The sequence below is a fragment of the Hansschlegelia sp. genome, from assembly GCF_035538955.1.
GTDB lineage: Bacteria > Pseudomonadota > Alphaproteobacteria > Rhizobiales > Methylopilaceae > Methylopila.
Genome location: NZ_DATLJK010000010.1, coordinates 121468 through 146132 on the forward strand (window position 1 = coordinate 121468; position 24665 = coordinate 146132).

Annotated in this window: 23 protein-coding genes; 17 read left to right on the plus strand and 6 right to left on the minus strand. The window is 72.3% G+C overall.

Translation table 11 applies throughout. The features are described from left to right. Positions 1 to 81: 81 nt before the first annotated feature. Positions 82 to 1905: a diguanylate cyclase domain-containing protein gene (locus VM780_RS06900; RefSeq protein WP_325446472.1), complete on the plus strand. Its 1824-nt coding sequence runs from the start codon at positions 82 to 84 to the stop codon at positions 1903 to 1905. Between the two features lie 10 nt (positions 1906 to 1915). Here the strand turns inward: VM780_RS06900 and VM780_RS06905 are convergent, their stop codons facing one another. Further along, entirely contained in the window at positions 1916 to 2986 is a 1071-nt protein-coding gene (locus VM780_RS06905; protein ID WP_325446474.1) for an ATP-binding cassette domain-containing protein, read from the minus strand. 396 nt (positions 2987 to 3382) lie between these two features. Here VM780_RS06905 and VM780_RS06910 point away from each other — a divergent pair, with 396 nt between their 5' ends. The 8 genes from VM780_RS06910 to VM780_RS06945 all read left to right on the plus strand — a co-directional run bounded on the left by VM780_RS06910 (position 3383) and on the right by VM780_RS06945 (position 13749). Further along, a complete protein-coding gene (locus VM780_RS06910; protein ID WP_325446476.1) occupies positions 3383 to 4543 on the plus strand; it encodes an aminotransferase in 1161 nt (386 codons plus the stop codon). Positions 4544 to 4620: 77 nt separating this feature from the next. Beyond that, positions 4621 to 5916 carry an NCS2 family permease gene (locus tag VM780_RS06915; protein ID WP_325446478.1) on the plus strand — a complete coding sequence of 432 codons (1296 nt, stop codon included), beginning with the start codon at positions 4621 to 4623 and terminating at the stop codon, positions 5914 to 5916. 68 nt (positions 5917 to 5984) lie between these two features. Next, entirely contained in the window at positions 5985 to 7706 is a 1722-nt protein-coding gene (gene ade / locus VM780_RS06920) for an adenine deaminase (RefSeq protein ID WP_325446480.1), read from the plus strand. Positions 7707 to 7713: 7 nt separating this feature from the next. After that, on the plus strand, positions 7714 to 9096 hold the full coding sequence (locus tag VM780_RS06925) for a glycosyltransferase family 4 protein (RefSeq protein ID WP_325446482.1): 1383 nt from the start codon (positions 7714 to 7716) through the stop codon (positions 9094 to 9096). A gap of 59 nt (positions 9097 to 9155) precedes the next feature. Further along, a complete protein-coding gene (locus VM780_RS06930) occupies positions 9156 to 10256 on the plus strand; it encodes a hypothetical protein (protein WP_325446484.1) in 1101 nt (366 codons plus the stop codon). Next, a complete protein-coding gene (locus VM780_RS06935; RefSeq protein WP_325446486.1) occupies positions 10253 to 11554 on the plus strand; it encodes a DUF6716 putative glycosyltransferase in 1302 nt (433 codons plus the stop codon). The genes VM780_RS06930 and VM780_RS06935 overlap by 4 nt, the downstream gene beginning before the upstream one ends. A 75-nt stretch (positions 11555 to 11629) precedes the next feature. Continuing rightward, positions 11630 to 12505 (plus strand): N-acetylneuraminate synthase family protein, encoded by an 876-nt coding sequence (locus VM780_RS06940; protein ID WP_325446488.1) that lies wholly within the window; start codon positions 11630 to 11632, stop codon positions 12503 to 12505. Positions 12506 to 12579: 74 nt separating this feature from the next. Further along, positions 12580 to 13749, plus strand: a complete 1170-nt coding sequence (locus tag VM780_RS06945; protein ID WP_325446491.1) for an acylneuraminate cytidylyltransferase — start codon at positions 12580 to 12582, stop codon at positions 13747 to 13749. Positions 13750 to 13752: 3 nt separating this feature from the next. Here VM780_RS06945 and VM780_RS06950 read toward each other — a convergent pair whose 3' ends face one another. Next, positions 13753 to 15135 (minus strand): DUF6716 putative glycosyltransferase, encoded by a 1383-nt coding sequence (locus VM780_RS06950; protein ID WP_325446493.1) that lies wholly within the window; start codon positions 15133 to 15135, stop codon positions 13753 to 13755. A gap of 157 nt (positions 15136 to 15292) precedes the next feature. On the opposite strand from VM780_RS06950, the gene VM780_RS06955 reads away from it, so the two are divergent. The 3 genes from VM780_RS06955 to VM780_RS06965 all read left to right on the plus strand — a co-directional run bounded on the left by VM780_RS06955 (position 15293) and on the right by VM780_RS06965 (position 18052). Then, positions 15293 to 16102 (plus strand): transglutaminase family protein, encoded by an 810-nt coding sequence (locus VM780_RS06955; RefSeq protein WP_325446495.1) that lies wholly within the window; start codon positions 15293 to 15295, stop codon positions 16100 to 16102. Between the two features lie 71 nt (positions 16103 to 16173). Next, positions 16174 to 17205: a tRNA dihydrouridine(20/20a) synthase DusA gene (gene dusA, locus VM780_RS06960; protein WP_325446498.1), complete on the plus strand. Its 1032-nt coding sequence runs from the start codon at positions 16174 to 16176 to the stop codon at positions 17203 to 17205. A gap of 7 nt (positions 17206 to 17212) precedes the next feature. Then, positions 17213 to 18052: a sulfite exporter TauE/SafE family protein gene (locus VM780_RS06965; protein WP_325446500.1), complete on the plus strand. Its 840-nt coding sequence runs from the start codon at positions 17213 to 17215 to the stop codon at positions 18050 to 18052. Positions 18053 to 18062: 10 nt separating this feature from the next. Here the strand turns inward: VM780_RS06965 and VM780_RS06970 are convergent, their stop codons facing one another. The 3 genes from VM780_RS06970 to cobS are packed head-to-tail and all read right to left on the minus strand — an operon-like array spanning position 18063 to position 19442. Further along, positions 18063 to 18362 carry a hypothetical protein gene (locus VM780_RS06970; protein WP_325446502.1) on the minus strand — a complete coding sequence of 100 codons (300 nt, stop codon included), beginning with the start codon at positions 18360 to 18362 and terminating at the stop codon, positions 18063 to 18065. After that, positions 18359 to 18571, minus strand: a complete 213-nt coding sequence (locus VM780_RS06975) for a DUF1289 domain-containing protein (RefSeq protein WP_325446504.1) — start codon at positions 18569 to 18571, stop codon at positions 18359 to 18361. The genes VM780_RS06970 and VM780_RS06975 overlap by 4 nt, the downstream gene beginning before the upstream one ends. A gap of 58 nt (positions 18572 to 18629) precedes the next feature. Continuing rightward, complete coding sequence (gene cobS / locus VM780_RS06980) at positions 18630 to 19442, minus strand: adenosylcobinamide-GDP ribazoletransferase (protein WP_325446506.1); 813 nt, start codon at positions 19440 to 19442, stop codon at positions 18630 to 18632. 118 nt (positions 19443 to 19560) lie between these two features. Between cobS and cobT the strand changes: the two genes are divergently transcribed. Beyond that, entirely contained in the window at positions 19561 to 20610 is a 1050-nt protein-coding gene (cobT, locus tag VM780_RS06985) for a nicotinate-nucleotide--dimethylbenzimidazole phosphoribosyltransferase (protein ID WP_325446508.1), read from the plus strand. A 3-nt stretch (positions 20611 to 20613) separates the two neighbouring features. On the opposite strand, the gene VM780_RS06990 is transcribed toward cobT, so the two are convergent. Beyond that, a complete protein-coding gene (locus VM780_RS06990; RefSeq protein ID WP_325446510.1) occupies positions 20614 to 22173 on the minus strand; it encodes a sensor histidine kinase in 1560 nt (519 codons plus the stop codon). A 108-nt stretch (positions 22174 to 22281) separates the two neighbouring features. On the opposite strand from VM780_RS06990, the gene VM780_RS06995 reads away from it, so the two are divergent. The 4 genes from VM780_RS06995 (at position 22282) to VM780_RS07010 (ending at position 24664) form a co-directional block, all read left to right on the plus strand. Then, positions 22282 to 22920 (plus strand): uracil-DNA glycosylase family protein, encoded by a 639-nt coding sequence (locus VM780_RS06995; RefSeq protein WP_325446756.1) that lies wholly within the window; start codon positions 22282 to 22284, stop codon positions 22918 to 22920. A 91-nt stretch (positions 22921 to 23011) separates the two neighbouring features. Beyond that, entirely contained in the window at positions 23012 to 23560 is a 549-nt protein-coding gene (locus tag VM780_RS07000; protein WP_325446512.1) for an EF-hand domain-containing protein, read from the plus strand. Positions 23561 to 23588: 28 nt separating this feature from the next. After that, positions 23589 to 24233: a sigma-70 family RNA polymerase sigma factor gene (locus VM780_RS07005; protein WP_325446514.1), complete on the plus strand. Its 645-nt coding sequence runs from the start codon at positions 23589 to 23591 to the stop codon at positions 24231 to 24233. Further along, positions 24230 to 24664, plus strand: coding sequence for a hypothetical protein (locus VM780_RS07010; protein ID WP_325446516.1), 435 nt, complete (start codon positions 24230 to 24232; stop codon positions 24662 to 24664). The genes VM780_RS07005 and VM780_RS07010 overlap by 4 nt, the downstream gene beginning before the upstream one ends. Position 24665: the final 1 nt, after the last annotated feature.

Sequence of the window (24665 nt, forward strand, 5' to 3'; positions counted from 1 at the left end):
AATTTTCGACGGCCCGCGAAACCAAATGGTAGGCGCTCCGGGCGCATGATCCCAGCGGTTTGAAGCCGCGGGGTTCCTGCGTTGTCACTGTTGCGCCTGCGCATGGTCCAGGGCGCCCTGCTCGCGCTCGGCTATCTGCTGATAGCCTATGTGACCCTGAGCTATGGCCGGCCCCACGGCGTGGCGGCGGTGGTGTGGCCCGTCAACGCGCTCGCGCTCGGCGCGCTGATCTTCCTCAAGCGGGCCGACGCCTGGCCGGAATATGTGGCGCTCGCGACCGCCAATGCGGTGGCGCATTACGCGGTGGGCGACGGGCTCGTGCCCTCGCTCGCGCTCGGCTTCGCCAACGGCCTGACGACCGGCGGCACCGGCTGGCTGATGGCCCGCACCGGCGTCACCCAGGAGCAGCCGACCCGCACCCGCACGGTGCTCGGCCTGTTCTTCATCTCCATGCTCGGCCCTGTGCCGGGCTCGGTGGTCGGCGGGCTGGCGCTCACCTTCGCGCTCGGCCGCACGGTCGGGGTCGCGCCGCTGAGCTTCACCTGGTGGCTGCTCGACGCCGTCAACTTCCTGATCCTGCTGCCGCCCTGCCTGTTCTGGCGCAGCGCCGAGCAGCGCCGGGTCGCGGCCGAGTTCCGCCGGCGCTTCGGGAGCGACGGCTCCGGCCGGCTGAGGACGCTGGAACTCGCCGCGGCCTCGCTCACCCTGACCATGGCGGGCGCGCTGGTGCCGCTCACCGGCCAGCTCTGGCTGATCGAGCTCTCCGGCACGGCGCTGCTCTGGTTCGCGCTGCGCTTCGGCATGTTCTACACGGCGCTCACCGCGATGATCTTTTCGATGGGCGCGGTGACGCTCGCAATGCTTGGCTACTGGCCGGGCGCGACCGCCGCGAACGCGGCGCATGTGCTGCTGCCGCTGCAGGCGATGCTGGCGCTCACCATGCTGCCGTCGCTGGTGGTCGCCGCCATCGTGTCGCAGCGCGAGCGCGCCCGCCGCGCGCTGCACGCGGACGCGCGCCGCCTCGCCTACGCGCTCGAGGGGGCCAATGACGGGCTGTGGGACTGGGACCTGCCGAGCGCGGCCGGCTTCTTCAGCCAGCGCGCCGCGCGCATGTTCGGCTACGGCCCGGAAGAGTTCAAAACCGCGGCGCGCTGGGACCTGCTGATCCACGAGGACGACCGCGGCCCCGCCAAGGCGGCGTTCGAGGCGCACGCGCGCGGCGAGACGCCGTTCTACGAGGCGGAGCTGCGCTGCCGCCACAAGGACGGCAGCTGGATCTGGATCCATGACCGCGGCAAGGTCGTCGAGCGCGCTCCGGACGGGACCGCGATCCGCGCCGTCGGCACCTACACCGACATCTCCGAGCGCAAGCGGCTCGAGAGCGCGCTCGAGCACCTCGCCACCCATGACGCGCTCACCGGCCTCGCCAACCGCGGCATGTTCGAGCGCGAGCTGGAGCGCGCCGGCGGCCGGCTCGAGCGGCAGGGCGGCCGGGTCGCGGTGCTGCTGATCGACGTCGACCACTTCAAATCGGTGAACGACACGTTCGGGCACGCGGCCGGCGACGCGCTGCTGGCGGCGATCGCGGAGCGGCTGCGCGCGACGGCGCGGAGCGGCGACCTGCCGGCGCGGCTTGGCGGCGACGAATTTGCGGTGGTCGCAACGGGCCAGAGCGCCGGCGAGTTCGACGCGCTCGCCGAGCGGCTGTGCTCCGTGCTGTCGGAGCCGCTCGAGGGGCAGGGCTACGTCATCAAGCCGAGCGTCTCGATCGGCGTCGCGGTCGCGAGCTCGCCATCCGCGGCCGGCGAGGAGATCGTCGCCCGCGCCGACCGGGCGCTCTACGCCGCCAAGAAGGCCGGCCGCGCCACCTGGCGGTTCTTCGGCGGCGCCGGAAAGGTCGCCTGACGGCGACGCGTCAGGCGACGAAGCCCAGCACCTCGACGGCGAGCTCGGCGTCTTCCAGCCGCTCGACGGCGGCGGTGAAATACGGCTCGTCGCACGGCGCCGCCACGATCAGCACCCCATAGGGCTCGCCGCCGGCCGCGCCGAGCGAACCCGCCACGATGCCGATGTCGAAGCCGAGTTCGCGCGCGACGCTGGTCAGCACCGGCCGGGTCGCGCTTGCGCCCTCGAAGGCGAGCCTCAGCAGCGCGCGGCCGCGCGGGGTCGGCTCGGTCTGCAGCTTCTCGGCCAGGAAGGGCGGCAGCGTCGCGCCGGTCGCAGCCGCCGCGAAGCGCCGCGTCACCGGATGCTCCGGCCGCGCCAGCACCCGCGCGGTCGCGCCCTGCTCGACGATCCGGCCGCCGTCCAGCACCGCGACCCGCGGCGCGATCGCCGTGACGGCCGCCATGTCGTGGGTGATCAGCAGGATCGTCAGCCGGGTCTCGACGTTGACGCGCGACAGCGCCGCAAGGAAGAAGCCCGCGACCTCGGGATCGAGACCGGCCGTGACCTCGTCGAGGATCAGCAGCCGCGGATTGCCGGCGAGCGCGCGCGCCAGCGCGGCCCGGCGGCGGGCGCCTTCCGAGAGCTCGTCCGGATAGCTGTCGAGGTCCGCCCCCATGTCGAGCAGCTCGAACAGCCGCTCGAGCTCCAGCCCCGGGGTCTGGCCGTGCGCGCCGACGGCGCGGCGCTCGGTCACGATGTCGCGGACCGTGCGGCTGCAGGGCAGGTCGGGCGTGGCGTCCAGGATCGCGATGGCGCGCCGCGCGCGCGGCCCGGCCGCCGCCATGTCCAGACCCTCGAACGCGATGCGTCCGGCGGCCGGCGTGGCGAGTCCGGCGGCAAGCTGCGCGAGCGTCGACTTGCCCGAACCGCAGGAGCCGATGAGGGCCAGCACGTCGCCGGCGGGCAGGTCGAGCGACACGCCGGCGAGCGCGAGGCGCTCCCCGCCGTCGCGCAGGCCGTAGCTCATGCGCACGTCCTGGAGCCGCAGCAGCGGTTCGGCGAAAATAGGCGTCGGCGCGAGGCGCAACGGAGCGTTCATGGCGGAACCCCGGAATTCTGTGCCCCAACGTGGGGCCGGCGAGACGGAAACGCGGCGGCGGCGCTACAGCGCGGCCAAGGGCTTCAACAGCCAACGTTTCCATACGTTCGCCACGGCGACTCGCCCTGCTGCTCTCCGTCTGCGGAGAGGATGATCCCGTTCCACGACGAGAGAGTGACGCGGGACAGCCGGTTCTCGACGGGGTGAGGAGACTTTCGTTCGGAGTAGCGAACGTGTCAATCAGCCGAAAGGCCAGAACGCTGTTTTCTATCCTAAGAAATTCTGAATAAGACGGCGGCAAAGTGGAGCATCTTACGCTCTTGAGCTGGTTCGCAGTTGCGGCGCCGCTTCGCCGCCGCGAAGGCCGATCAAATCGTTCTAAATAAAGAACAGCCCATGACGTCCTTCAACGCTGTCTTCTCCAGCCTCCCGGTCACGGTGTTCGACACCATGTCGCAGCTCGCGCGCGACACGGGCGCGATCAATCTCGGGCAGGGCTTCCCCGACGATCCCGGGCCGGAAGACGTCCGTCGCCGCGCCGCGGAGGCGGTGCTCCATGAGTCAAACCAGTACCCGCCCATGGCGGGCGCGGCGGCGCTGCGGGCTGCGGTCGCCGAGCACTACCGCCGGTTCCAGGCCGTAACGCTCGATCCGGAGCGGGAGGTGCTGATCACCTCCGGCGCCACCGAGGCGATCGCCTGCGCGCTGCTGGCGCTGCTCGAGCCCGGCGACGAGGCGGTGCTGCTGCAGCCGCTCTACGACGCCTACCTGCCGCTCGTGCTCCGCGCCGGCGGGCGGCCGCGGCTCGTCAGCCTCACCCCGCCCGACTGGCGGCTCGACGAGGCCGCGATCCGCGCCGCCGTCGGGCCGCGCACAAAGCTCGTCCTGCTCAACAATCCGCTCAATCCGGCCGGCGCGGTCTACGGCCGGGCGGAGCTGGAGGGGCTTGCGCGGACGCTCGCCGGCTCCGACGCCCTCCTGGTCGCCGACGAGGTCTGGGAGCACGTCGTCTTCGACGGCCGGCGGCATGTCTCCGTGATGTCCGTTCCGGGCCTCGCCGAACGCGCGGTAAAGATCGGCTCCGCGGGAAAAATCTTCGGGCTGACGGGCTGGAAGGTCGGCTTCGTCTGCGCGCCGGCCGCGACGTTGCGCGTGATCGCCAAGGCGCACCAATTCCTGACCTTCACCACCCCGCCCAATCTGCAGGCGGCGGTGGCCTACGGCCTCGGCAAGGACGCCCTGTGGTTCGACCTCATGCGGGCGGGGCTGCAGGCCAAGCGCGACCGGCTCGCGGCCGGCTTCGCCGAGGCCGGGCTGACGCCGCTGCCAAGCGCCGGGACCTACTTCCTCAACGTCGATCTGGCGCCGCTCGGGGTGACGGACGACGCGGCGTTCTGCGACCGTCTGGTGCGGGAGGCGGGCGTCGCCGCGATCCCGGTCTCGAGCTTCTACGCCGAGAGCAAGGTCACGACCGCCGCCCGCTTCTGCTTCGCCAAGGACGACGCGACGCTCGACCGCGCCGCGGAACGGGTGGCGGCGTTTACGCGCCGCTTTTGATCCGCAGCTCCGGCGGCAACGCGCCGGTCATCTTCGGCATGCGAATTGCCCGTTCGGACGCACCGAGAGGCGAGGTCATGCTGGAACGGATTTTCGCGCTGCGCGCACACGGGACCACCGTGCGGACGGAGATGCTCGCCGGGCTGACGACCTTCCTGACGATGGCCTACATCGCCTTCGTCAACCCGGAGATCCTCGGCGCGGCGGGCGTGCCCAAAGAGGCCGCCTTCGTCGCGACCTGCCTCGCGGCGGCGTTCGGCAGTCTGCTGATGGCGTTTCTGGCCAACGCGCCTGTGGCGATCGCCCCCGGCATGGGGCTCAACGCCTTCTTCGCCTACGTCGTCGTCGTGCAGATGCACTACACGTGGCAGGCGGCGCTCGGCTGCGTGTTCCTCTCGGGCTGCCTGTTCATTCTGGTGACGGTCACCGGGGTTCGGGAGGCGGTCGTCGGCGGCGTTCCGCGCTCGCTCAGGATCGCCATCACGGCCGGCATCGGACTGTTCCTCGCGATCATCGCGCTGAAGAGCGCAGGACTGATCGCTGCGAGCCCGGCGACCTTCGTCACGCTCGGCGATCTTCACGCGCCGGGCGTCATCCTCGCCGTGCTGGGCTTCCTGTGCGTGGCCGGGCTTTCGGCGCGCGGGTTCAGCGGCGCGCTGCTGACCGCCATCCTGGCCGTCACGGCGCTGAGCTTCCTGTTCGCCGGCAACGTCTTCCGCGGCGTGTTCGCGGCGCCGCCCTCGCTCGCGCCGACCCTGTTCGCGCTCGACATCCGCGGCGCGCTCGCCGGTGGGCTGGTCAACGTCATCCTCGTGTTCTTCCTGGTGGAGCTGTTCGACGCCACCGGCACGCTGATCGCCGTCGCGCGCCGGGTCGGCCTCACGCCGGAGCAGGGAAACGGCCGGCTCGGCCGGGCGCTGCTCGCCGACAGCCTCGCGATCCCCGTGGGCGCGCTGCTCGGCACGTCGAGCCCGACCGCCTATCTGGAGAGCGCCGCCGGCGCAGCGGCGGGCGGCCGCACCGGCCTCACCGCCGTGACGGTCGCCGCGCTGTTCCTCCTCTGCCTGTTCTTCGCACCGCTCGCGGGCGCGGCGCCTCCTTACGCCACCGCGCCGGCGCTGCTCTACGTCGCCTGCCTGATGTTGCGCGACATCGCCGAACTCGACTGGGACGACGTGACCGAATGGGCGCCGGCCTGCGTCGCCGCGCTCGCCATGCCGTTCACCTACTCGATCGCGAACGGCGTCGCCTTCGGGTTCATCTGCTACGCGGCGCTGAAGCTCGTCACCGGCCGCGCGCGTGAGGCGAAGCCGGTGGTCTGGGTCGTCGCGGCCCTGTTCCTGCTGCGCTACGCGCTGATGCCTGCGGGCTAGCGCTCCGCCGCGCTTGACCGGGGCCAGCGCCGGGCCAAGATCGCCGCCCACGCGGGAGACGCTTCGCCATGAACTATGAGTCCGACGGGCAGGAAAGCGCGATCGCGCGGCGGATCGAACAGGGCAGGGGCCTTGAGCTCGCCGACCTGGTGATCAAGGGCGCGCGCGTGCTCGACGTCGTCACCGCCACCCTGTTCGAGAGCGACGTCGCGATCTGCGGCGACACGATCGTCGGGACCTTCGCGTCCTATGACGGCGTCGAGACCATCGACGGACGCGGCCTGACCGTCGTGCCGGGCTTCATCGACAGCCATCTGCACGTCGAATCCTCGCTGCTGACGCCGCTCGAGTTCGACCGCTGCGTGCTGCCGCATGGCGTCACGACCGCGATCTGGGACCCGCACGAGATCGCCAATGTGCTGGGGCAAGCCGGGATCGAGTATGCGCTGGCCGGCGCGGAGGCCGCGCTGATGGACATCCGCGTGAACCTGTCCTCCTGCGTGCCGGCCTCGCCGCTCGAAACCTCCGGCGCGCGGCTCGAGGTCGAGCACCTGCTGCCGTTCCGCGATCATCCGAAGGTCATCGGACTCGCGGAGTTCATGAATTTTCCGGGCGTGCTGGCGCGCGACCCGGGTTGCCTGGCGAAGCTCGCGGCCTTCCAGTTCGGCCACATCGACGGCCACGCGCCGCTGCTGCGCGGCAAGGACCTGAACGGCTATCTGGCGGCCGGCATCCGCACCGACCACGAGGCGACAACTTACGAGGAGGCGTTCGAGAAGCTCCAGAAGGGCATGAGCGTGCTGATCCGCGAGAGCTCGATCGCCAAGGACCTGCACGCGCTGTGGCCGCTGATCCAGCCGGAGACCTCGGCCTTCATCGGCTTCTGCACGGACGACCGCAATCCGGTCGAGATCGCCGAGGAAGGCCACATCGACCACATGATCCGCTGGACGATCGCGCAGGGCGCGCCGGCCGCGCATGTCTACCGTGTGGCGAGCTGGTCGGCGGCGAACGCCTTCGGCCTGAGGGACCGCGGCCTGGTGGCCCCGGGCAAGCGCGCCGATCTGGTCCTGCTCTCGGACTATGAGACCTGCCAGGTCGCGCATGTGATCGCCGGCGGCAAGCTGGTGACGCCGGAGCGCTTCGCGGCCCGGGAGGCGCCGAAGCCTGTCGGGCTCGACAGCATGAAGGTCGGCCCCGTCTCGGCCGCCGATCTCGTGTTGCGCGGCCCCGGCGGGCCGCGGCCGGTGATCGGCGTGATCCCCGGAAAGATCGTGACCGAGAGCCTGACCCTCGACCTCGCCGAGCGTGGCGGCTGCGTGCCGCCGGACCCCGACAAGGACGCGGCGGCGGTCGCGGTCATCGCGCGCCACGGCGTCAACCAGAACATCGGCCGCGGCTTCGTGAAGGGCTTTGACCTGAAGCGCGGCGCGATCGCCTCTTCGGTCGGCCATGACAGCCACAACATCTGCGTCGTCGGGGCCGACGCGGAGTCGATGGCGGCGGCCGCGAACCGGGTGATCGCGCTCGGCGGCGGCTTCGTGGTGGCGGAGGGCGGAGAGGCGCGCGCCGAGCTCGCGCTGCCGCTCGCCGGCCTGATGAGTCTCGAGCCGCACGAGGCGGTGCGCGACAAGCTGCTCGCGCTGCGTTCGGCGGCGCGCGCGCTCGGCTGCGGGCTGTCCGAGCCCTTCCTGCAGGTCGCCTTCCTGCCGCTCGCGGTGATCCCGCATCTCAAGATCACCGATTTCGGCATGGTCGACGTCGACCGTTTCGAGGTGCTGGCGGACTGACGGTCCGGTGGGCGCGTTCGACGACCTGATCGCAAGCCTGCCGCCGCGCGACGTGCTGGTGGTCTCCGACCGCTATCCGCCCGATGTCGCGGGCGGCGCGGAGATCAGCCTGCATCTGCTGCTGCGCGAGCCGACGCTCGCCGCCCGCGCGCTCGTCGTCACCTTCGACAAGGCGCTCGCCGCGCCCGGCCGGCGCAGCCTCGACGGCGTCGAGATCCTGGCCCTGCCGGCGCCGGCCGCCTGGCCGCTGCACCGGCTCTCGCAGGCCCGGGTCGACCGGCTGAAGCGCCGTCCGCTCGGGCTCAAATGGCCGGCGTTCTGGGCCGAGGCCGCGGCCGGCGCGCTGCGCGATCCCCGCGCGGCCCTCGGCCCGCTTGCGGTACGGTTTTCGGGCGAGGACCCGCCCGGCGGGCTGCGGATGGACCATGTCGCGGTCGCGGAAAGCGCGGCGGCGGCCATTCTGCGCGCGCTCGTCGCGCGCCTGCGGCCGCGCCTGGTCCACGCCGACAACGCCCGCGCGGTGACGCTTGCCGCTGTGGCGCTCGAAGGGACGGGCGTTCCGCTGCTCGCGATCGTGCGCGACCACCGGTTCACCAGCGCGCGCTTCGACCAAAGGTTTGACGAAAGCCCTGCCGAAGGCTGGCGCGGCCGCGTGGCGGCGCGCGCGGCGGAACGGGCGCTGCGCTTCCGCCAGGACATGCTGCGGCGGGCCGCGCGCGTGGCCGCGACGAGCCGGGCGCTCGCCGCTTCTCTCGATCGCGTCGTGGCCGCGGACAGGCTCCGCCGCCTGCCGCTGATCCCTGTCGAGAGCCCGCCCGATGCCCCGGCGCCGCGTCCGCCGGACGGCCGCTTCCGCATTCTGCTGGGCGGCGCGCTCAACCCCAACAAGGGTCAGGCGCATCTGCTCGAGGCCTGGCCGGAGCTGCTGGCCCGCCTTTCGAACGCCGAGATCGACGTCGCGGGCGACGGCCCCGACACCGCGCGGCTCACGGAGATCGCCGCCGGCGCGCATGGTCGCATGCGGCTGCATGGGCGGCTGGCGCCGCCGGCGCTCGCGGCGCTTTACGCCGCCTGCGACGTCGTCGCCCTGCCGACGCTCTGGGACGAGCCGTTCGGCCGGGTGCCGCTCGAGGCCGGCGCCTTCGCGCGGCCGGTCGTCGCCTATGCGGCCGGGGGACTGGCCGAGACCGTGCTGGACGGCGAGACTGGCCGGCTCGTCGCCCGCGGCGACCGCGCGGCCTTCATCTCGGCGCTGGCGGAGCTTGCCGCCGACCCGGCCCTGCGGGCGCGGATGGGGGCCGCAGGGCGGCGCCAGGCGCTGGATTATGCGCCCGGCCGGCTCGCCCCGCGGCTTGAGTCGCTGTGGCAGGAGACCATGGTAAACGCCTGATCAACCATTCTTCTGCGCGCGCGATCTCGCACCGAGGCTGCGCCGGTGTATAGAACGTCATGAGCCCGCCCGCGGACCTTGTCGTCGTCTCCTCGCCCCTGCAGGTTCTGAACGCGATCGAATGGCGGCGCCGGGCCTCCGGCGGGCCGGCGGACGTCGTCCTGCTCGGCGACCGCGCCGGCGGACGCGACGCGGCGCTCGCCCTGCTCAAACGCGAAGCCGCCCTGTGGGGCCGGATCCTGGAGCATCCCGGGCGGCCGCGGCCGTCCAGATGGCTGCCGGCCTTCGGCCGCGACGTGCTGGACGCCGGCCACCGCGCCAGCCTCGAGCGGCTCGCCAAGACGCTCGGCCGCCGCCGCTTTCTGGCGTTCGGCGACTATCGCAACGTCTCGCAGCGCGCGCTGGCGGCGACGGTCGCCCATGAGGAGCTCATCCTGCTCGACGACGGCTCGGTCGCGCCGCAGGTCGCGGCCGCCCGCGCCGGCCGCGACGCGCCGTCGCCGGAGCGTTTTCGGCCGGGCTGGCTGCGGACCGAGCTCGGCCGCCGGACGCTTGGCGAGCGCGCGCCGGCCGATCCGCCGCGGCTCGCCTACTTCACGATCTATGAGCGCCTGATGCGGGAGCGGGTCGCGGCCTCCGACCGGATCCTCCCGCACGCCTACGAGACGTGGCGCGCGGCGACCGGCGCGGCCGCGCGCGGCGGCGAGGTCTGGCTGCTGGGCTCGAACCACGTCGAGGCCGGCATCTGCTCCGCGGGAGACTACCGGCGCGTGGTGCTGGCGGGCCTCGCGGCCCTCAAAGCGGAGGGCCGCTCCGGACCTTTCCTCTACCGGCCGCACCGGGGCGAGGACAAAGCCAGGGCCGCGGCGCTCGCCCGCGAAGGCGGCATGACGCTGGCGGCGGACGGCGCGCCGGCCGAACTCGCTTTTCTGGAGACGCGTCCGCGGCCTGGTGCGGTTCTGGTGGTCGCCTCGTCGGCCGCCGACACGCTAAGCGTGCTCGATCCGGACCTCGAGATCCTGCGCGTCGCGCTGCCGGTGAACTATTTACGCCGCCAGCGCGACCATATCCTCGCCGTGGTCGCAGGCCACGACGCGTTCAACCCGCGCCTGCGAATCATCGGCGCGCCTGACGATCGAGCTGGAGGCCGCCCCGTTTGAGCGCCACGTCCGCCCCCGAGACCGCCGCGGAAGGCCGCTTCGCCGGCCGGCGCCTGCTCGCGCTCGGGACATTCGACAGCTTCGTCAAGACCGCGGCGCAGATCGGCCGGCTGTTCGAGGCCGAGGGGGCCAGCATGCGGGTGGCGGCGCTTGCGGCCGAGCCGGGCCAGCTGACCGCGCGCCAGCTGCGCGCCGGCGGCGTGCATGAGACCGTGCCGGTGGTGGCGGCGGAGACGCTGGTCGGCTCCCGCCTGTTCCGCGACGCCCAGCTGGTGATCGCCGTGGTGGACGGCGGCCGCGCGCGCGAGCTTTTCCTGTCGCTCGCCGCCGCCGACCTGTCGCGCGAGCCGTCCCGGCCGGTGGTGGCGGTGGCGTCGCCCGGCGTGGTGCTGGCCGACCACCTCGCCGGCTTCATGAGCCGCGCCCCGGCCGACGTGCTGTGCTTCAACACCGAGGCCGACCGCGCGCTCTATGTCGCGGCGGCCGCCGAGATCGGCGTTGATTCAACCAACGCCGTCGTCACCGGGCTGCTCGGCATGGAGCGCCGGCCCTGGAGCCCGCCATCCGGCCGACCGACCGTGATCTTCTTCGAACAGCCCGTCATCCCGGCGCGGCGCATGCAGCGCGCCCATCTGCTCGCCGGACTGGCCGAGCTCGCGCGGCGCTTCCCGCAGGCCGACGTGCTGGTGAAGCTGCGCCACGGGCGCGACGAGCGCGCGCATCACGCGACGCGCTTCCATCTCGAGGACATCGCAAGGGAGCTGTTCGCCCGCGGCGGCAGGCCCAAGAACCTGAGCTTCACACACGACCCCGCGCATGAGCTGCTGGACCGCGCCTCGCTCGCCGTGACGGTCAGCTCCACCATCGCGGTCGAGGCCATGGCGCGCGGCGTGCCGACCCGCATCGTGTCCGACTTCGGGATCTCGGAGCTTCTGGGCACGACCTATTTCGTCGGCTCCGGCTGCTTCGCCGCGCTCGCCGAACTCAGGCCCGACATGGCCGCAGTCGTGCGCCCGGAATGGCTCGCGAACTCCGGCGCAGTGGCGCGCCCCGAGGTTCTCCTCGACCAGTGCGCCGCCCTGCTGGGCGGGCAGGACCGGCTCGGCGCCGCGCTGCCGCGACGGCCGCTGACGCCGGCCTATGGCTCGCCCGACTGGATGGGTTATGCGCTCGGCCGCGGCGGCCCGATGGCGGTGCACGCGCCGCATCTGCTCGAAAAGCCCCGTCGGGGGCTCGGCTTCGTGGCGGCGGTCGCGAACCGCCTCAAGGAAGGGCGCAGGTTTGTTCCGCGCGGCTGAGAAAAACGTTCGCTGTCGCTCGCGCGGCCGCTGATCTAGGTTGCGCCACAGGGGGCGCGGGGCTGGAGTGTCTTGATGGTAAAAGTGATCGCCGAGATCGGCTGCAACCATATGGGCCGTCTCGACATCGCCAAGCGCATGGCCGAGGTCGCGGCGCGCGAATGCAAGGCGGACATCGCCAAGTTCCAGAAGCGCAACGTCCGCGAACTGCTGTCGCCGAAGCAGTATGGCGAGCCGCACCCGGTTCCGGCGAACGCCTATGGCGAGAGCTACGGCGCGCATCGCGAGGCGCTGGAGTTCACCGTCGAGCAGCATGCGGAGCTCAAGGCGCATTGCGAGGAGCTCGGGATCGTCTACGCGACCTCGGTCTGGGACATGACCTCGGCGCGCGACATCGCGGGGCTGAACCCGTCGCTGATCAAGATCCCCTCGGCGACCAACCTCAATTTCGAGCTGCAGGGCTGGCTCTGCGAGAACTTCGCGGGCGAGATCCACGTCTCGACCGGCATGACGACGCGCGACGAGATCGAGGTTCTGGTCGCGTTCTATGAAGAGCGCGGCCGCGCCCAGGACGTCGTGCTCTACGCCTGCACCTCCGGCTACCCGGTCAGCTTCGACGATCTCTGCCTGCTGGAGGTGGCACGGCTGCGGGACGTCTACGAGGGTCGGGTCAAGCAGATCGGCTTTTCCGGCCATCATCTCGGCATCGCGGCCGACGTCGCGGCGCTGACGCTCGGCGCCGAATGGGTCGAGCGCCACTTCACCCTCGACCGCACCTGGAAGGGCACCGACCACGCCGCCTCGCTCGAGCCGGACGGGCTGCGCCGGTTGTGCCGTGACCTCCGCAACGTCGAGATCGCCTTGTCCTACAAGAACAAGGACCTGCTCGACGTCGAAGAGGAGCAGCGCAAGAAGCTGAAGTGGCTGCCGGGGCTTCGGGCGGCCAGCTGACGATCGTCTTGCGGCCGCGCCCACGCCGTGCCACAGCGCGCGGCTGACCTTCTCGATAGCTGGAGCAGACAGACGTGCGGTGCGTCGCAGTGATCCCCGCCAGGGGCGGGTCGAAGGGACTGCCGCGCAAGAATCTGAGGCCGCTCGGCGGGGTTGCGCTGGTCGCCCGCACGATCGCGGCCGCGCAGAATGCGGCGCTGGTCCAGGCGGTCTACGTCTCGACCGACGACGCCGAGATCGCCGTGGCCGCGCGCGCCGCCGGCGCCGGGGTGATCGACCGCCCGGCGGAGATCGCGACCGACGAGGCGTCCTCCGAGAGCGCGCTGCTGCACGCGCTCGAGATGATCGAGGCCGAGAGCGATCCGGTCGACGTGCTGGTCTTCCTGCAATGCACCTCGCCCTTCACGCAGGGCGCCGAGATCGACGCCTGCGTCTCCGCCATCGGACGCGACGGCGCGGTCTGCGCGTTCACGGCCGCGCCCGACCATGGCTTCCTCTGGACGATCGGCGAGGGGGGTTTCGCGACGGGCGTCAACCACGACCATTCCGCCCCGCGCCGCCGCCGCCAGGAGCTTGCGCCGCAGTTCCGCGAGACCGGCGCGGTCTATGCGATGGACGCGACCGCGTTCCGCGCCGCCGGCTCGCGTTTCTGCGGACCCGTCGCGCTGGTGCCGGTGGAGACGCCGCCGGTCGAGATCGACAGCGCGGCCGATCTCGCGCTCGCGGAGGCGTTTCTCGCGCCCGCCGGCCCCAGGCCGCTCGCCTTTCCGGGCGGGGTGAAGGCGCTGGTGATGGATTTCGACGGGGTGTTCACCGACGACCGGGTGTTGGTCGACCAGGACGGCCGCGAGGCGGTGTTCGCGAGCCGCTCGGATGGGATGGGGCTCGACCGGCTGCGCAAGCTGACCGCGATCCGCACGCTGATCCTGTCCAAGGAGGTCAACCCGGTGGTCTCGGCGCGGGCCAAGAAGCTCAAGATCGAGGCCCGGCAGGGCATTCTGGACAAGCTGCCGGAGCTCGACCGCTGGCTCGCCGAGAACGGCGTGACGCGCGCCGAGACGGTCTATATTGGCAATGACGTCAACGATCTCGACTGTCTGAACGCGGTCGGCTTTCCGGTCGCGCCGTGCGACGCGCGGCCCGAGGCGCTCGCGGCGGCGCGCCACGTCACCGCCGCGCCCGGCGGCCGCGGCGCGCTGCGCGAGCTCTGCGAGGCGCTGATTAGGGCGGCGGAGGGCGGCTGACCTTCAGCCCGGAAACTCGCCGAGCAGCCGCGTTCTGAGCGTCTTGTAGGTTCCGTACAGGCCGAGCCGCCGCGCATAGCGCGCGCCCTTGCCCTCGCGGGTGCGCCAGGCCTCGTCGATCGCGCGCTGGCGGTCCGAGCGTGCGAGCGCCGCGCCGAGCGTTTCGAGCGCGGCGCGGGCGCCGGCCTGGTCGCCAGCCGCGAGCGCGGCCTCGGCCGCCGCGCGCGCCGCCGAGATCGGCCCGGAGTAGCGCCCCGAGGGCGCTGCGCCGCGCGCCGCCTCGTCGAAGCCGTAGAGCGCAGGCGGCAGGCGCGCCGCGGGATCGAACGCCTCGAGCCGGTCGATCAGCGCGCCCGCCGAGTGAGCAGGCCCATAGCCGACCCGGTCGAGCCAGCGCGGGTTCGGCCGACGCCGCGGCGCCGCGTCGAGCGAGCCGAGTTCGCTGAGCCGCACAGAGACGCCGCTGCCGAGCATCAGATGGGTGCCATGGGCGTTGCGGACGCCGAAATCCGCCGCCAGCACGGCCGGAACGCCGTGGTCGAGCGCGTCGAACAGCGCCGTCGAGGAGATCGTGCCGAACAGGTCGGCGGACGCCAGCAGGTCGTCGATCGGGGCGTAGGAGATCAGCAGATTGGCCGGGCGCGCATTCAGCTTCGCCACCAGATGCTCGACATGGCGCGTCTGGTCGTGAAACGTCTGCTCCTCCGGCCGGACGCGCGCCTTGACCACGAAGTCCCAGTCGGGGCTCGCGGCGGCGAGCCCCGCGAGCGCTGCGACGAGCTCGCCCCGCCGCCTCGGATCGCCCGGCACCGCCACCTGCTCGGCGAACACGAACACCTTGCGCCGGCCGTCCTCAGGCGGCGGCTTGAGGCCGCGCAGCGGGGAGTCGGGGCGGCGCCTGAGCCCCGTTATGACGGCCGGCTGGCCCGAAAACTCGGTGGTCGCCAGGAACGCCGCGAAGGCGTCGCGGTCGCGCGGTCCGTTGAGGCAGATCTGGTCGTAGCCGAGCCGCCAGGCGACGCCTTCCTCGAAGCGGCCGAGGACCAGCCCGTTGAAGCCGCAGAACAGCGCCGGGCGCGGCCGCTCCAGCGCGCGGGCCGCGAGCTCGCAGACATGGCGGAACAGCAGCACGCGGCTGCCGGTGGCGTAGACCCCGACGGCGTCGCTGCCGAGCGCCGCCTCGTCGAGGGCGAGCGCGCCAAGCGAGCGCTCGATGATCTCGAACCGTCCCCCGAGGCGCTCGGCGGCCGACGTGGTCAGCCCCCGCCCGGCGTCAATCGCGAAGGTCGGCCGCCAGCCGCGCGCCTCGAAGGCGAGCGCGAGCGGCAGCGCGCCGAAGACCTGGCTGTCGAGGTCGCAGGCGAACAGGACGCGGCGCTCACTCATGCGGGCAGGATGATCTCGTGCGAGGGGCTTCGGGGAGCGCAGGCCGGCGGAACGGGGCGAGGCGGCGCAGCCCCGCTCAGGCCTGCGATCGCTCGAATCTCAGGCCCAATGTCCTATATTCATTTTTCCGCCGCGAGGCGCGCACCCGGCGGCACCCATGAGAATTCGTATCGGATTCGAGATCGTCCACTCCTTCCCGCAGCCGACGCCGTTGCTGGCGGTGCTGAACGTGCATCCGAGCCGTGAGAAGGATCTTCTCATCGCCGACCGGATTACGGCCTGGCCGCACACGCCGATCACGACCTATCTCGACGGTTTCGGCAATGTCTGCAGCCGGATGGTGGCGCCCGCCGGCGATTTCACGCTGCAGACCGACGCGCTGGTGGCCGACAGCGGCGAGCCCGACCTGTACGCGCCAGACGCCGCCCACATCGCGGTGCAGGATCTTCCGGACGACGCGCTGATCTATTTGCTCGGCAGCCGCTACTGCGAGACCGACCGGATGAGCGAGACGGCCTGGTCGCTGTTCGGCGACACGCCGGTCGGCTGGGCCCGGGTGCAGGCCATCGTCGACTATGTGCATGACCGCATCTCCTTCGGCTACGAGCACGCGCGCGCCACCAAATCGGCCTACGAGGCGCATGAGGAGCGGCGGGGCGTCTGCCGCGACTTCGCGCATCTCGCGGTCACGCTGTGCCGCTGCATGAACATCCCGGCGCGCTACGCGACCGGCTATCTCGGCGACATCGGCGTGCCGAAGGACCCGGCGCCGATGGATTTCAGCGCCTGGTTCGAGGCCTATCTGGGCGGGCGCTGGTACACGTTCGACGCGCGCCACAACCGCCGGCGGATCGGCCGCATCGTGATGGGCCGCGGCCGCGACGCCGCCGACGTCGCGCTCACCAACACCTTCGGACCCGGAGAGCTGAAGAGCTTCAAGGTCTGGACCGACGAGGTCACCGTATAGCGGCGCCCGGTTTCGGCGCGGCCGCGCCTCGCGTATAACCCGGCCTCCCGGCCTCCCGATCCAAGACGCTATTGACCCGCTTTCGCTCCCACCGCTTCTCCGTCGCGCCGATGATGGACTGGACCGACCGGAATTGCCGGCTGTTCCACCGTGCGCTGACCGGCCAAGCGCTGCTCTACACCGAGATGGTCACGACCGGCGCCGTCCGGTTTGGCCCGCGCGAGCGGCTGCTCGGGTTTTCGCCCGAGGAGCAGCCGCTTGCGGTGCAGCTCGGCGGCTCGGAGCCCGAAGAACTCGCCGAGGCGGCGCGGATCTGCGAGGGCGTCGGCTATGACGAGATCAACCTCAACGTCGGCTGCCCGTCCGACCGCGTGCAGGACGGCCGCTTCGGCGCCTGCCTGATGGCCGAGCCGGACCGCGTCGCCCGAGGCGTCGCGGCCATGAAGGCCGCAGTTTCCATCCCCGTGACGGTGAAGTGCCGCATCGGGATCGACGACCAGGACCCCGAGGAGGCGCTCGACCGGCTCGCGGACGCGGTCGTCGCGGCCGGCTGCGACGCGCTGATCGTCCACGCCCGCAAGGCCTGGCTGAAGGGGCTGAGCCCGAAGGAGAACCGGGACGTCCCGCCGCTCGATTACGACCGCGTCTTCCGCTTGAAGCGGCGGTTCCCTGACCTGCCGGTCTCGATCAATGGCGGGATCGGCTCGATCGAGCAGGCGAAGGCGCTGCTCGAGCCGCGCGACGGCGTGACGCTCGACGGCGTGATGCTCGGCCGCGCCGCTTACCAAAACCCCGAACTGCTGCTCGCCGTCGACCCGCTGTTCTTCGGCGAAGCCGCGCCGCATGACGACGCCCGCGCTGCGGTCGAGAGCCTGTTCCCGGCGATCGAGGCGCATCTCGCGCGCGGCGGCCGGCTGTCGAATTTCACGCGCCACATGCTCGGCCTGTTCCCCGGCCGTCCGGGCGCGCGCGCCTTCCGCCGGCTGCTGAGCGAGCAAGCGCCGCGGGCCGGCGCCGGGCTCGACGTGCTGCGGGCTGCGCTCGACCTCGTCGGCGACGCGCGGGCTCCGGCCGGCCTCCCGGCCATCGAAGTCGCGGCGTGACGCCCTCGTGGATCTGATCGCCGCGCTGCCGGTGGGCGAACTCGCCTGGCTCGTCGCAGGGCTCCTGGTCGGCGGGATCGTCACCGGCATCCTGTCCGGACTGTTCGGAGTCGGCGGCGGCGCAGTGATCGTGCCGGTGCTGGCCGAGCTGTTCGACCATGTCGGCGCGAGCGACGAGGTCCAGATGCACCTCGCGATCGGCACGTCGCTCGCGATCATCATCCCGACCTCGCTGCGGTCGTTCGCCGCCCAGCGCGCCCGCGGCGCGGTCGACATGGCGGCGCTGCGGCTGTGGATCCTGCCGGTCGCGGCCGGCGCGGCCGTCGGCGCCGCGATCGCAGCGGTCGCGAGTTCCGACGCGCTCAAGGCGGTGTTCGCGCTGTTCGCCTTCTCGATGTCGGCCAACATGCTGTTCGGGCGCGACCACTGGCGGCTCGCCGACGATCTTCCGCGGCCCGCCGCCACGGCGATGTGGGGCTTTCTGATCGCGGTGCTGTCCGCGCTGATCGGGATCGGCGGCGGCGCGCTCGGAGCGCTGTTCCTGACGCTGCACAACCGGCCGATCCACACCGCACTCGGCACCTCGTCCGGGCTCGGCGTGCTGGTCGCGATCCCGGGCGCGATCGGCTACGCGGTCGCCGGGCTGCCGCATCTCCAGGAGCTGCCGCCGCTTTCGGTCGGCTATGTCTCGCTGCTCGGGCTCGCGCTGATGGCGCCGGTCTCGGTGCTCGCCGCGCCGCTCGGCGTGCGGCTGGCGCACGGCCTGTCGAAACGGCGGCTGCGGATCGCCTTCGGCTGCTTCCTGGCGCTGGTCGCGACGCGCTTCATCGTCGACCTGCTGACCTGAAGCGAGCGCGTCAGTCGATGTTGACGCCGAGCCCGACCAGGAAATCCTTGCCGTAGACGTAGAGCAGCGCGAACGCGCAGATGATGGCGAGCCAGATCGCCACCGCCCGGAGCGCGCCGCCGCCGTCGCCCGCATAGCGCCGCAGCAGGCCGGGGCCGATCCAGACTGCGAGGCAGATCATCGCGATCGCGCTCGCCCACTGCGCGTTCGGGAAGGCCCCGAAGCCGCCTGCGAGATCCGCCACCACGAAGGTCGCGATCGCCGCAAGCGTGACAGCGACCAGCATCTCGGAGACGCGGCGGCGCTTCATCCGCCCGATCCTGTGCGCGAGGAGGAGGCGCGCGCCGCCTTCCGGCGGGCCGGCAGCAGCCGCATCACCCGCTCGCGCTCCTCCGGCGAGAGCTGGCCCCAGGCGCCGATCTCGGCGAGCGTCCGCAGGCAGCCCTCGCACCAGCCGGTCGCCGGGTCCATGACGCAGACGGAGATGCAGGGGCTCTTGATCGGTCGACGGTCGAACATCGGCGATGGATGGCGCGGGGCGCGGAGCGACGCAAGGCGCGATTTCGTGCGCTGCGGTTCAGCCGGCGGCGGACGCGACCAGGGCGGCGAGCGCCGCGATCTCGGCGAGCTCGGTGGCCGCGCCGCAGACGTCGCCGGTGTAGCCGCCGATCTGCGCCCGCGACAGCACGGTCACGCCGAGCGCGGTCACGCCGGCCGCCGCGATCGCGGCGAGCCCCGGTCCGGCGCCGGCGAGCATCAGCGCCGCGAGCGCGCCGATCCCGCACCCGGTGGCGACGCAGATGGCGCGCGGCCGGGCCGCCCGGCCAGCGCCGTCGTCGCGCGCCGGCTTGAGCAGCAGGGCGGGCAGCAGCGCGAGCGGCCGCGACAGCGCCGCCGCGGCGATCAGCGCGAGCAGCGCGCCTTCCTCGCCGAGCCGTTCGGCGAGCGCCGCGACCAACGTGATCCGCGCACCGAGCGCGAGCGTCAGCACGGACGCCCCATAGGCCCCGACGCTGCTGTCGCGCATGATCTGGAGCTTGCGCTCGCGCGATCCGCCGCCGCCGAAGCCGTCCGCGACGTCGGCGAGCCCGTCCTGATGCAGCGCGCCGGTGAGCGCGACGCCGGCGATCACCGCGAAGGCGGCGGCCGGCAGCGGCGGCAGGCCGAGCGCGAGGCAGGCGGCGAGCGCCTCGCCCGCGACGGCGCCCGTCACCGCGCCCGCGAGCGGCGCCGCGGCGGCGACGCCGTCGAAAATTCCCTTGGGCTGCGCCGCCGACCAGGCCGCCGGCACCGGCAGCCGCGTGAAGAACCGGAGCGCGTCGCCTACGGCGTCGAGCGTCCTGCGGGCGAACGGGCGATCGGGAGCAGGCGTCGGGCCATTTTGCGTCATGCGCCGGTTCCGGATGAGTCGGGTTGCGTTTAGCACGGCGCCGCGGCGCTTGGTCTGGGTTGGCGCGCGTCGGCGGTTCGGCTATGCCGCTCCTCCCGTCACCCGCCACGGTTCCGTCATGCCGCAATCGACCGGCGCGGTCATCCCGCCCAACCCGACGGGCCTGCCTTTCGACGACATCAGGGCGCTGCTCGGCCGCATGCCGGGGCCCGACGAGGTCGCGGCCGCGGCGGTTCGCGCGCGCGAGGCCGAGCTGATCAAGCCGGCCGGCGCGCTCGGCAGGCTCGAAGAAATCGCCGAGTGGCTCGCCGCCTGGCAGCGCAAGCCGAAACCCTCCGTGGACCGGCCGCTGGTCGCGATCTTCGCCGGTGCGCATGGCGTCGCGGAGCGCGGCGTCTCGGCCTATCCGGCCGCCGTGACGCGGCAGATGCTGGACGCGTTCTCGTCCGGCCAGGCGGCGATCAACCAGATCTGCGGCGCCTTCGGCATCGGCCTCAAGGTGTTCGATCTCGCGACCGAGAAGCCGACGCCCGACTTCACGCAGGACGCGGCGATGACCGAGGCCGAATGCGCCGCCACCATGGCCTATGGCATGGAGGCGATCGCGGGCGGCGTGGACCTGCTGGTGGTCGGCGAGATGGGCATCGGCAACACCACCGTGGCCTCCGCGCTCGCGGCCGCGCTGTTCGGCGGCGAGCCGGCGGACTGGATCGGCCACGGCACAGGGGTCGACGAGGACGGGATCGCCCGCAAGGTCGCGGCCGTGGAGGCCGCGCTCGAACGCCACGCCGGCAACCTCGACGACCCGCTCGAGGCGCTGCGCCGCGTCGGCGGCCGCGAATTCGCGGCGATCGGCGGCGCCATCCTGGCGGCGCGGCTGGAAGGCGTTCCGGTGGTGATCGACGGCTTCGTGGCGACCGCGGCGGCAGCGGTGCTGCACGCCTATGACGCCAGCGCGCTGGCGCATTGCGTGGCGGGCCATAGATCCGCCGAGGCCGGCCACAAGCGGCTGCTGAAGCGGCTCGAGCTCAAGCCGATCCTCGAGCTCGACATGCGGCTCGGCGAGGGCTCCGGCGGCGCGCTCGCGGTCGCGGTCGTCAAGGCCGCGGTCGCCTGCCACACCGGCATGGCGACTTTCGCGGAAGCTGCGGTGTCGGAGAAGGGCTGAGGCTCAGCCCGCGCGCCGCAGCGCGGCCGCCGGGGCTTCCGCCCGGGCGCGGGCCGGCGCGCCCTTTTCGGGGATCGGCGCGAGCGGGGCCATTACCCGGGTCGCCGGCAGCGTCACGATCACTTCCGTGCCCTCGCGCAGCCGGCTCTTCAGCGCGAACGTGCCGCCATGCAGGTCGATCAGCCCCTTGACGATCGGCAGGCCGAGGCCGGCGCCCTGCTCGGCGGTCTTGATCGCAAGCGTGCCCTGGCCGAACGAGGCCAGCACGGTCGGGATCTCCTCCTCCGGGATCCCCGGTCCGGTGTCGGCGACTGAGATGTACTGGCCGCCCGAGGCGGTCCAGCCGACCTTGAGCCGGATCTCGCCGCCCTGGGGGGTGAACTTGATGGCGTTCGACAGCAGGTTGAGCGTGATCTGCCGCATTGCGCGCTCGTCCGCCCAGACGGGCGGCAGGCCGGCCTCGACCGCCTCCCGGATGACGATGCCGCGGTTCTTGGCGCGCAGCTTCAGCAGATGGTGGCAATCCTCCACCACATAGGCGAGGTGGACGCTCTCCTCGTTGAGCTCGTAGCGCCCGGCCTCGATCCGCGACAGGTCGAGGATCTCGTTGATCAGATTGAGCAAATGCTGCCCGCTCTGGTGGATGTCGCCGGCGTATTCCTTGTAGGTCGGCGTCGCGTGCGGGCCGAAAATCTCCGACTTCATGACCTCCGAGAAGCCGAGGATGGCGTTGAGCGGCGTGCGCAGCTCATGGCTCATGGTGGCCAGGAAGCGGGACTTGGCGAGGTTCGCCTCCTCGGCGCGGCGGCGCGCTTCGTCGGAATTGGCCTTGGCCTGTTCGAGCTCGCCGATCAGGGCGTCCTTCTCGGCCCGAAACTCCAGCGTCTCCAGCGTGTTGCGGTAGAGCCGGTGGGCGAGCAGCAGGAAATAGACTTCCGTGCCGGCCGTCATGGCCGCGACCGCCGTCGAGGCCGCGCCGCCATGCAGCGTATAGACGGCGATCACCAGCGAGGCGATCGGCAGGGTGGCGGCCCACACCGCCGCCGGCACGCTGGCGGCCAGCATGGTGGCGACCGCGACGCCGACCAGCATCACGAACAGCGAGATGACCTCGGCCGTGTTGCCTCCGGCGTTGGCGCGCCCGAGCAGGACGATGATCGACGCCCAGGCGACGCCGTTGAGCGCCTCGGCCGCAATGAAGCGCAGCTTCCAGGCCCGGATCTTCAGCTTCTCGGCCGGCCGGCGCAGAAAGCGGCGCGCGAACAGCGCGATCAGCGCGTGCCCGAGCGTGACCGCGGCCAGCCAGGCCGCCGCGGCCTGGGGCGTGATCCAGAGCGTCGCGACGGCCGCGATGACGCCGGCGAGCGCGAGCGCCACCACCGCCGCCGAAAGCCGGTTCTGCGCATAGATGCGGGCGAGCTCGAGGTCGAAGGCGGGCCGCACCCCGCTCGACGAGGTCAGCCGCTCGCGCTCCGCGCGCAGCTTCGCGGTCACGGCGCGGCGGCGCTCGGGCGGCTCGTTCGGCCTGCGGTCGGACGCCCGGTCCGACGGAAGATCGAACATGTCCACGATTTCGCCTGCCCCGCGCCCTATCTGGAGACGCGCCGACCATGACGGGAAACGATTAAGGCCGTGCTGACAGATCCGCTCGAATTGGCTGCGGGGCTTGAGATCGACGGGCAGCCGGAGGCCGAGGCGAAGCTCGACGCGCTGCTCGCGCGCGTCCGCGCCTGCAGGATCTGCCGCGATGCGCCGCTGAGGCGGCCGCTGCCGCACGCGCCGCGCCCGGTGGTGCGGGCGCGCGCGACCGCCCGGATCGCGATCTGCGGCCAGGCGCCGGGGACGCGGGTGCACGCCAGCGGCGTGCCGTTCTCCGACCCCTCCGGCGTCAGGCTGCGCCGCTGGCTCGGCATGACGGACGAGGAGTTCTATGACGAGAGCCGGGTCGCGATCGTCCCGATGGGCTTCTGCTTCCCGGGCCTGACGCCCGACGGCGCCGATCTGCCGCCGCGCCGGGAGTGCGCGCCGGCCTGGCGCGCCGCGGTGTTCGCCGAACTGCCCAAGGTTGAGCTCGTGCTCGCGATCGGCCGGCCGGCGCAGCTCTGGCATCTCGGAGCGGACGCCGGAAACAGCCTCACCGAGACGGTCGCGCGCTGGCGCGAATATCTGGAACGGCCGGGCCCGCTCCGGATTGCGCCGCTGCCGCACCCGTCCTGGCGCAACAACGCCTGGCTGAAAAAGAACCCCTGGTTCGAGGAAGAGACGGCGCCGGCGCTGCGCCGCCTCGTCCGCGCCGCGTTCGACCGTTAGCCGGGTATCGGGGGACGCCGCGCAGGGAAGGGCCTTCGGCGGCGTGAGATGCACTGAGAACGAGGGGCACATCAGAAAAGGAGCTTCCCTCATGGAGCGAACCATCGCCGCCACTGTTTTCGCTGCCGTCATCGCGACGGCCGCAGCCGGCGCGGCTTCGGCGCAAGCGCCGAACGAGCCGACCGCGAAGCCAAGCCAGGCAGCCGGCGCCGGCCGCGCTGACCGGGCGGAGAAATGGGCGAACCGCCTTCACAAGCGCTTCGAGGCCGAAGACAAGAATTCCGACGGCGTGCTGGATCGCACCGAGGCCGAGGCGCGGCTCGGCAAGGCGTTCGACAAGCGCGACAAGAACCATGATGGCGCGCTCGACGCCCAGGAGATCAAGGCGATCACCGACAGGGCGGCGGGGCGCGGCGGCAAGGGCGCGAAGGTTCTGCAGGCGCGGCTCAATCGGGCCGACGCCGACCATGACGGCAAGGTCACCCGTCAGGAATTCCTTGCGACCATGCCGCCGTGGTTCGTGCGCGCCGACGCCGACAAGGACGAGAAGGTGACGAAGCAGGAGCTCGACGCCTTCATCGCCGAGCGCGGCAAGAAGGCCGGCGCGGGCAAGGCCGGTTCGGACAAAGACGACGATTGATGCGGCGCGTGGGGGGCGGGGTTGCGGCATGACGCTCGCGGCGCGACGGATCGAGCCGACGCTCGGCGACGGCCGTATGGCGGCCGCTGATCGCATGCGGCCGCTACGCGCCGACGCCGAGGCCGACCAGGACGACGACCTGATGGCGCGGATCGCGGCCGGCGACCAGCGCGCCTTCGCGACGCTGGTCGCCCGCCACGGCCCCCGCGCAGAGGCGCTGGCGCGCCGCTTCACGGGCTCCGCCGGCGACGCCGAGGAGGTCGCCCAGGAGGCGTTCTGGCGGGTCTGGCGCTCGGCGGAGCGCTGGACCGCCGGCGGCGCGCGGTTCTCGACCTGGCTGCATCGGATCGTGGTCAATCTGTGCGTCGACCATGATCGACGACGGCGGATCCGGCGGATGCTTCCCTTCGCGGACAGCTTCGATCCGCCCGCCGATGAAGCCGGCCCCGAGCAGACGCTTGCGGCGCAGGATGAGGTGGCGGCGGTGCGCCGCGATATTCTGGACCTGCCGGCCCGCCAGCGCGCGGCGTTGCTGCTGTCGGCCGACGGGGAAAAATCGAACGCCGAGATCGCGCGGATCTTGCAGACGAGCGAGAAGGCGGTGGAGTCGATGCTGGTGCGCGCCCGGCGCACGCTTCGGATGCGGCTCGCCGCGCGTGGAGAGATGGGATGACCGTGGACGCGGGCCTGAGGGATTTCGAGCGGCGGCTCGACGCTCTGGGCGGAGATCTCGACCGTTGGCCGGCAAGCGCGGCCGCCGAGGCGCGCGCCCTGATGGCGCGCTCGCCCGCGGCGCGCGAGATGCATCAGGCGGCCGTCCGGCTCGCCGAGCTGCTGTCGGCGGCGGCTTATGCGGAGGTCTCGAACGGCCTCGCGTTCAGGATTGTCGGCGAGGTCGCGGCGCGGCGGAGCGAGCGGTTTTCATGGCTGGCCTCGCCGGGCCGGTTCAGCCTTGCGAGCGCGAGCCTCGGCGCGGCGGCGCTCGCCTGCGGGCTGATGCTGGGCGCCGTTTCGGGCGCGAACTCCTCGCAGAGCGCCTTCGCGGCCGCAGGGCTCGATCTGGGCGCCGCCTTCGAGGTGTCGCTCGCGACCGGCGATCTCTGAC

What these genes read in the sequence shown, in the direction of transcription:
- VM780_RS06905 (WP_325446474.1), bottom strand. Translation starts at nt 2,986, where the DNA reads ATGAACGCTCCGTTGCGCCTCGCGCCGACGCCTATTTTCGCCGAACCG.
- VM780_RS06910 (WP_325446476.1), top strand. Translation starts at nt 3,383, where the DNA reads ATGACGTCCTTCAACGCTGTCTTCTCCAGCCTCCCGGTCACGGTGTTC.
- VM780_RS06915 (WP_325446478.1), top strand. Translation starts at nt 4,621, where the DNA reads ATGCTGGAACGGATTTTCGCGCTGCGCGCACACGGGACCACCGTGCGG.
- ade (WP_325446480.1), top strand. Translation starts at nt 5,985, where the DNA reads ATGAACTATGAGTCCGACGGGCAGGAAAGCGCGATCGCGCGGCGGATC.
- VM780_RS06930 (WP_325446484.1), top strand. Translation starts at nt 9,156, where the DNA reads ATGAGCCCGCCCGCGGACCTTGTCGTCGTCTCCTCGCCCCTGCAGGTT.
- VM780_RS06940 (WP_325446488.1), top strand. Translation starts at nt 11,630, where the DNA reads ATGGTAAAAGTGATCGCCGAGATCGGCTGCAACCATATGGGCCGTCTC.
- VM780_RS06950 (WP_325446493.1), bottom strand. Translation starts at nt 15,135, where the DNA reads ATGAGTGAGCGCCGCGTCCTGTTCGCCTGCGACCTCGACAGCCAGGTC.
- VM780_RS06955 (WP_325446495.1), top strand. Translation starts at nt 15,293, where the DNA reads ATGAGAATTCGTATCGGATTCGAGATCGTCCACTCCTTCCCGCAGCCG.
- VM780_RS06970 (WP_325446502.1), bottom strand. Translation starts at nt 18,362, where the DNA reads ATGAAGCGCCGCCGCGTCTCCGAGATGCTGGTCGCTGTCACGCTTGCG.
- VM780_RS06975 (WP_325446504.1), bottom strand. Translation starts at nt 18,571, where the DNA reads ATGTTCGACCGTCGACCGATCAAGAGCCCCTGCATCTCCGTCTGCGTC.
- cobS (WP_325446506.1), bottom strand. Translation starts at nt 19,442, where the DNA reads ATGACGCAAAATGGCCCGACGCCTGCTCCCGATCGCCCGTTCGCCCGC.
- cobT (WP_325446508.1), top strand. Translation starts at nt 19,561, where the DNA reads ATGCCGCAATCGACCGGCGCGGTCATCCCGCCCAACCCGACGGGCCTG.
- VM780_RS06990 (WP_325446510.1), bottom strand. Translation starts at nt 22,173, where the DNA reads ATGTTCGATCTTCCGTCGGACCGGGCGTCCGACCGCAGGCCGAACGAG.
- VM780_RS07000 (WP_325446512.1), top strand. Translation starts at nt 23,012, where the DNA reads ATGGAGCGAACCATCGCCGCCACTGTTTTCGCTGCCGTCATCGCGACG.
- VM780_RS07005 (WP_325446514.1), top strand. Translation starts at nt 23,589, where the DNA reads ATGACGCTCGCGGCGCGACGGATCGAGCCGACGCTCGGCGACGGCCGT.
- VM780_RS07010 (WP_325446516.1), top strand. Translation starts at nt 24,230, where the DNA reads ATGACCGTGGACGCGGGCCTGAGGGATTTCGAGCGGCGGCTCGACGCT.